9 protein-coding genes are annotated in these 6,732 nt (G+C 48.5%); 8 read left to right on the forward strand and 1 reads right to left on the reverse strand.

The annotated features are described in order from the left end of the window. Positions 1-136: 136 nt before the first annotated feature. Positions 137-601 (forward strand): hypothetical protein, encoded by a 465-nt coding sequence (locus FS665_RS22975; protein ID WP_145193616.1) that lies wholly within the window; start codon positions 137-139, stop codon positions 599-601. 648 nt (positions 602-1,249) lie between these two features. Here FS665_RS22975 and FS665_RS22980 read toward each other — a convergent pair. Then, a complete protein-coding gene (locus FS665_RS22980; protein ID WP_145193618.1) occupies positions 1,250-1,678 on the reverse strand; it encodes a helix-turn-helix domain-containing protein in 429 nt (142 codons plus the stop codon). Positions 1,679-1,859: 181 nt separating this feature from the next. Here FS665_RS22980 and FS665_RS22985 point away from each other — a divergent pair, with 181 nt between their 5' ends. The 7 genes from FS665_RS22985 to FS665_RS23020 all read left to right on the forward strand — a co-directional run. Continuing rightward, positions 1,860-2,993: a phage/plasmid replication protein gene (locus FS665_RS22985; RefSeq protein WP_145193620.1), complete on the forward strand. Its 1,134-nt coding sequence runs from the start codon at positions 1,860-1,862 to the stop codon at positions 2,991-2,993. Between the two features lie 230 nt (positions 2,994-3,223). Continuing rightward, positions 3,224-3,469, forward strand: a complete 246-nt coding sequence (locus FS665_RS22995; protein ID WP_145193622.1) for a hypothetical protein — start codon at positions 3,224-3,226, stop codon at positions 3,467-3,469. After that, a complete protein-coding gene (locus FS665_RS23000) occupies positions 3,466-3,795 on the forward strand; it encodes a hypothetical protein (protein WP_145193624.1) in 330 nt (109 codons plus the stop codon). Before FS665_RS22995 ends, FS665_RS23000 begins: the two co-directional genes overlap by 4 nt. 234 nt (positions 3,796-4,029) lie before the next feature. After that, positions 4,030-4,248: a hypothetical protein gene (locus FS665_RS23005; protein WP_145193626.1), complete on the forward strand. Its 219-nt coding sequence runs from the start codon at positions 4,030-4,032 to the stop codon at positions 4,246-4,248. 138 nt (positions 4,249-4,386) lie between these two features. Then, positions 4,387-5,436, forward strand: coding sequence for a hypothetical protein (locus tag FS665_RS23010; RefSeq protein WP_145193628.1), 1,050 nt, complete (start codon positions 4,387-4,389; stop codon positions 5,434-5,436). A gap of 15 nt (positions 5,437-5,451) precedes the next feature. Then, positions 5,452-5,736, forward strand: coding sequence for a hypothetical protein (locus FS665_RS23015; RefSeq protein ID WP_145193630.1), 285 nt, complete (start codon positions 5,452-5,454; stop codon positions 5,734-5,736). Positions 5,737-5,743: 7 nt separating this feature from the next. Continuing rightward, the coding region (locus FS665_RS23020) for a zonular occludens toxin domain-containing protein (protein WP_145193632.1) at positions 5,744-6,732 on the forward strand (989 nt) is incomplete at its 3' end.

A 6,732-nucleotide genomic window follows, 5' to 3' on the forward strand; every position in this document is an offset into this window, starting at 1 on the left:
CGCATAATGTGACGCACGTTATGTTAGCGAAGCCGGCCGCCAGGCCGAATCAGTCACCGGGAGAATGGCGCAGCCCGGTGACTGATTTACACATAGCGTGCATTATGCGTGGCCCTTTAACGCAAGGATTAGCGCTATGACTGTCGTTCTGCCGGCTTTCCAAGTTGTGACTTACGCTCGTGACTTCCTCAAGGCCTCAGAGGCTATCGTTGATCGTGCTAAGCAAGGTGAAACTGACCTTTACCTTCCTGCAGTTATGACCTCTGCGCTGGCCTGTGAGCAGTATCTAAAATCCTTCCTGGTAAAGGCCGAGCCTAGTAAGCCCGGTTTCCTCAAGCTTGTTCCTGGGCTGGCCAGCGACAAGCATGACCTTTTTGCGCTTTACCAAAAAATTCCGGCTGATTTGCGCGCTGAGCTCCATCGTGTTTCGGATCAGGTTGAGCAGGGCTTTCCCCTGGTCGAACGTATCAAGTCGGGGTCGCAAATTTTCAAGCGCGCTCGATACGGCTACGAGGCGAATGCACTTCAAATTCTGCGTTCGGAGGATCTCGAATTGGCTCCACACCTGGATAAGGTTCTGATGGAAATGACCACCATCTGATTGCATTATTTAACCAGGTTGTCGTGCTCGAGCACTGATTATGCAATCATTTTTGGCGCTATCTTCTTCAAATTTGCATCCATTTGAGCCGATGTGCATAATTGCGTTGCCTTGTTAGGGCAGTGTTGAGGAGCGTACCTGATCCGTGGAAAGAGACGAGGTCGCTCTAGTTTTTACCCCCTCCGTAACACCCCCGCTAGACCAAGAAGCCCGGCCACCAACCGGGCTTTTTGCTGCCCAGCTTTCGCGTTAGTATTTGGCGGTACACGTGACTGCATCCAAGATCGCACGGTAGGCCTTCTCAACCTGCCCTGCGTAGAAGAGCCGCCCTAGGGCGGTTTTTTTCATCCCTTCACTCGTCCTCGGCTAAGTCAAGGGCCGCGACCCCGGCTCGTCGTGACAGCGTTTCATCGTCACGATGAACGGAGTCCCGGGCGAAGCGTACCCTTGACCTCACGCTGACCCTTACCCTCTGCAAGGGAGTTAGGAGGTGCTTTTCCTCCTGACTCCCGCCGCGTCACAAAGGGTGACCCCCCGGAGGGCCGTCGGAGACGACTTTGCTTTTAGCGATCGCCGGCTTGCTGGATTTCCAGCGGGTGAGTGGGGGTGCTGTTACACCCCCACTTTGGTATGGAATCCCATACCACCTCACTTTTCCTCGGGCGTTCTTACGTATTCTTTGAGCGGCATTGCAAGCATCTGTCGCTGCTTGTTTTCCTCTCGGTGAGCTTCATCGAAGCCCCGAATTTGCTCAAGTTCTTGCATCCGAGCCTGTACCAGGATGGCCCTTAAAACGAATTTTGCAGTCGTTCTAGGTGCTTCTGGTGTCTTGTTCAGCTCGCGCACAAGCATCGACAGCTCGCCGTCTTCGCCCAGTTCATCATCATCAAACATGATCTGATCCGCTGAGCATCCTAGCGACACGATTAAGCGCTTGAGATTCTCCGCCTTTGGGCTGGTGACCTCTCGCTCGATGTCAGCCAGCGTTCTCTCAGGGATCCCGCTGAGCTTAGCCAGCTCCCTCATATCGAGATTCTGCCGCTGCCGTTCCTGCCGGATTCTGCTTCCGATACCCATAACCCTGCCTCCCGCATGCGATATGGGCCATATATTGACTGATTTTCAGCGAGAACATGCATACAGGCGCTTGACAACGAAAAGCTGCCTCTAGCAAGATGCGCACGTTCCTGCCTGTTTGCATGCGACGTTACGCATGCAAGGCAAGGCAAGGCTACTGGATCTGACCTTAGGTGCATGGATGTTCATCGACTGGCTCTCCGTCTCACAAGAATTCGAATGCGATTTGCCGGACGTTACCGGCATCGTTATCGAAACCTTGTGTAAAAAAACGGGCGAGCGCCTTTCTTCCCGTGAACCGAAATTCAAGCATGAAGGAAGCTGGTCAACTTCCATTTCTATCAACATCCAGGGCCGTCGCATTTTCGTTGAAGGCAACCCTAGCCGCATTGATCGTCAAGACAATTTGTTTGGTTACACGACCATTGAACAGTGTATCGGCGTGTATAACCGCATCCTTTCTGAGTACGGCCTTCCTGGCTTTAGAAAGTGTACCCGTATTGACTTTATGCAGGGCCCTGATGGTAAGAAAGCTGGTACAACTGCTGACGGCGCAGTAATTCATACGATTCATTTGACTACTAATCACAGTGTTGGTCAGGGCAACGTGCTCGCCTATTTGAAGGGTATTTCTAGCCAATCTATTGGTCGTAACTACGGTTTTCTTTACCCCAACGGTCGCACTGTGACCTGGACGCCTAAGGGCGAAGGGAAGGGCGGTCGCCTCCAATATCGTAAGGCCTACGATAAAGCCTTCGAAATTCAAGATAAGTTGCTGCCCAAGGTAAAAAGAACCTTTGGCGAGAATTCTGAAGAGTTCAAGTACGTTAAAAAAGTCCAAGCCTATTGCGAGCAGCAGGGCGTTGTTCGTATGGAACAAGAATTAAAGTCGGAATTTCTCAAACGAGAACATTTAGCATATTGGGGCCTGTTTGATGAAGGTGAGTTCGCCCGGTTGCATGGTGAATTTCTACGGCTCGATCAAAAGCTTAAGGTGAATGCAATGGATCTGGTATCTATCTCTGAGCAATTAATGTTGGAAGGTGTTTGCGATACTACCAAGGCAGCAAATACTACAGCAATGTATGCAATTGAGTGGATGTCAGGAAAGGTTTTTGACTTTAAGAAAGCCGCTGTCAAGGTTCACCGCGCCCGCCTAAATCGTATTGGCATAGATATTAAAATGACATTTGACCGCGAAAAGTTCTCGCCTGTAATTGTCCGTGAGATTCGTGAGGTTAACCGTGTTGCTGTTCTCGAAATTCCGCATTGGTACAAGCGTCCGTCTGGCCACCTTCATTTGGTGGCAGCGTGATTACTGTTCGCTTCGATGGAGCCCGCTTAACAGCGTCAGATCGCCGCAATATGGAGTTCCGAAAGGCTCTTGTTGCATCGCGTTCGAACAGCGTCCTCCAGCAGTCTGTAGAGCAAACTATTCAAGCTCTTGAGTCCCGCAAAGATCAAGCCGTTAAGCCTGAGCGGATTTGGGTGCTCGACTACGAAACTAAAGGCACTCCGTGTTTTGCTGAATGGATGGGTTACTAAGTGGATCGTGTGACCTATCAAAATTTGCGTTTTGAGGTGGAGGCCCAGATAGATGTTGCAATTAGATCTCCAGGATTGGATCAATCTGCTTGTGTTAATAGCCTTATGCGCGTCTTTCTGGCTGCACTGGCTCAACAAGAAGTAAACCGGCAAAGTTCCCGCAGACAATTCAAAACCTTCAGGCGTGATCCTGATGTAATTGTGCCCGGCTGGGCATTTCACCCCCCAGTGGAAAATGATAAATGAAGATCCTGAAAGGCGTAATCGTTGATGTTATCGACCGTGGCACTCCTGAAAAGCCGTGGGCAATTGTAGGCATCCAGGCCGAGAGCCTGAATCGCAATGGCATGAAGCAATTCGAGCTTTATGAGCTTTCCGTTTTCGGCGATGCAGTAAAGCAGGGGCTTCACAATGCTTACCGCGCTCAAAAAGGCGTCGAAGTGTACGCGCCGTTCAATGTGTCTTACAACGAGCGCTATAAAGAGCTGAATTACCAGTTGGCTGGTATCCCTTTGCGTATCGAGGAACAGCGGCCAGTCGGTACTGGCGCAGCTGTTCAGAAGGCTTCGTAATGTCTGGCACCCTTTATTGTCCTTCTGAAATCACCGCTGAAGGCGGGGTGCCTATTTGTTCTTCTGGTTGGGTTGCTGTGACTACTACGGCCCCATTCGACCCGTCTCAACTTGATCCATCAATAGTGGCTCAAGCTTTTGGGGCCGGGTTCTCATTACCTGCATCGTTTTTGATAATGGCTATGGGAATTCGCGCATTTCTAAACTTCATCAAGCAATCGTAAGGATGTGTCTATGTCTATCAAAAAGCTGTTCGCTGCTGCCGCTGTTGTCGCAACTACTGTTTCGGCTCCGTCTGTTTTCGCTGCTGAAGGCGCTTGGGATTATACCGGCCTGACTTCCGGCATTGATTTCAGTGGTATCTCCGTTGGGGTGCTCGCTGTGGCTGGCCTTCTCGCTACTGTTTACGCAGGCATCAAGGGCGCTAAGATCGTTCTCAACTTCCTCCGTTAATTTCCGCAATCGTCTGGGCGTCTTCGGGCGCCCTTTTTTTTACCAAAATTAAGGCATAGCTCATGGATCAGCTTTGGTACTTCGCTTTTTTCTGTATTGGGTCTGGCTGTGCGTTTGCCGTATTTGCTGGGTGGTGAAATGAAAAAACTTATTTCTCTAATCGGCCTTTTATTTCTGTTTTCTAGTTCATGGGCATTTGCAGGTTGGACTTGCAATGAATCATCTGCGAAAGTTTACCCAAATCAGTGTGCTGCTATTGGCATTCAGGATACACCTGAGTCTGCCGCTACTGCATTCATGAATGCTTATAGGGAAATGGGCAATCCCGACTACAAAGATTTCAAACTTGGAGCTTGCACCTCTTTGGGGCCTAATGACTCCATCTGTGCGTTCAGTTGGACCTACCTGGACAGACCATTCAATTTGTCGGCTATGGTCACGAAAGTAGAGGATCAGTCTTGCGAAAGCGGTATTTCGCTTAGAGGACCTGATTCAACAGCAATAAAAACGGGAGATAAATACTATATTCAATGGTCAACAAGATCTATTGATTCTGACGTATGCTATAAGTCGTGTTCTTACCTTGCTTCGTCTGTACAGGCTGGCACCTGCTACCTTAATAAGGGCTCCACTAGTACTGGATTTTGTAACTTTTACCTTGGCCATAACTCAATCTCTCCCACTTGCTCAAATGATTCCGGATATGTAGCCGCTGAGGTCGGGGATTCGTTATCTCCAGATCCTAGTGAGCCAGTTGATCCAGGTCAGCCCGGTGATGGCGACGATGGTTCTGGCGACGGTTCTGGCGGAAATAATGGCAATACAGGAGGCGGCGATGGTTCCGGCGGTGATTTTGATGGTGAGCTTTCGTTCGTAAACCCTGGCTCTCTAGATGCAAATGCCGTTTTCGACAATGAACGCAATAAGGTTCACTACAAATCGTTTGTATATAGTATGCAAACCACCTTTGATGAATCTGGTTTCGGAAAGGCATTAAGCAGTTTCCAGGCAGGTTTATCGGAGAGTGCAGGGCAGGGTGTGTGCCCTGTAGCTGATATAACCATTTTCCAAACAGTTGTGTCCATTGATGCGCACTGCACTCTTTTTACGCTAATTTCTCCTATATTGACCGTTGTTTTTGCTGCCGCGTGGTCAGTTCTCGCTATACGCATTGTACTTTCAGCCTGACTTGGTAAATATTTTATGACTGCTTTCGCCGAATGGTTATTGGGAATCATCCAGGATATTTTGCAATTCTTTGCTGATCTTCCTATTGCTATAGCTGGATGGCTTTGGGAAGCGCTCCTTTTTCTTCTCAGTAGTGACTACATCGTAGCCATTATCGAGCATGGTGGTCTTCTTTTCTCTCAAATAGATCCGTCTGTTTGGTATTTCATGAATATATTTCAAATTCCATTTGGCATAACCGCTATCTTGGCCGCGTACGTCCTTCGCTTTTCTATCCGCAGACTTCCCTTCATTGGATGATTAATTAATGGCTATTCATGCATATGTAGGCAAGCCAGGACATGGAAAGAGTTACGGCGTGGTTGAGCATGTCGTCATACCTTCATTAAAGCAAAATAGGCACGTTTATACTAATATTCCGCTTTGTGCTGATAAGCTTCTTGCTTTGTTTGGCGGCAATATCACGCAGCTACCATCTGATTGGTTTGAGACTGAAGATCTAGGCGACATTCTTCCTCCAGGTGCTGTTGCCGTCCTTGATGAATGTTGGCGTCGCTGGCCTTCTGGCCAGAATGTTAATCAGGCGAAGCTTACTGACAAGTCCTTACTTGCCGAGCATAGGCACCGTGTAGACACCAAAAACAATTCTATGCGTATTGTTTTGGTCACTCAGGATCTCGCCCAAATATCTTCATGGGTTCGATTGCTTGTTGAAACCACCTTTCGAATTCGAAAATACAACAAGAAAACCTATAAGGTTGATGTTTATCAAGGTTCAGTTACCGGGGATGCTCCACCTCGTTCAAAACTTGTAAGCAGCCAGCCAGGTCGTTTCAATAAAGAGATTTTTACATACTACCAGTCGGCAACGCTTTCTCAGTCCGGCATGGTGGGTGATGAATCTTCTGCTGACTCAAGGGCAAGCATATTAAGGTCGCCTGCACTTTGGGCATGCATGGCTGCTATCTTTATTCTCTTTCCTCTTGGCGTTGCTGGTGTATATCGATTCTTTGCTTCTTCTCCGCCTTCGAATGTATCTCACGCCAATAAAGAAGCTCCTCCACATTCCGCCCCTAGAGATTCACAACTGTCCACTTCTTGGCGCTTAGTTGGCTTTGTTCATCCCTCCAGGCCAGATCCAAATTCCAAGGCTATTTCAGAAGCCTTGGCTTTAATTTCTGATGCCAATGGTAATACACGATATATCTCATTCTCTCATTGTAGGTACGTGGCCGATTTTACTGAGGCTTATTGTATTGTGGATGGATTGAAGATTACCGGGTGGGCTTTAAAGAA

Source organism: Pseudomonas sp. URMO17WK12:I11 (genome assembly GCF_007677725.1).
Lineage (GTDB): Bacteria > Pseudomonadota > Gammaproteobacteria > Pseudomonadales > Pseudomonadaceae > Aquipseudomonas.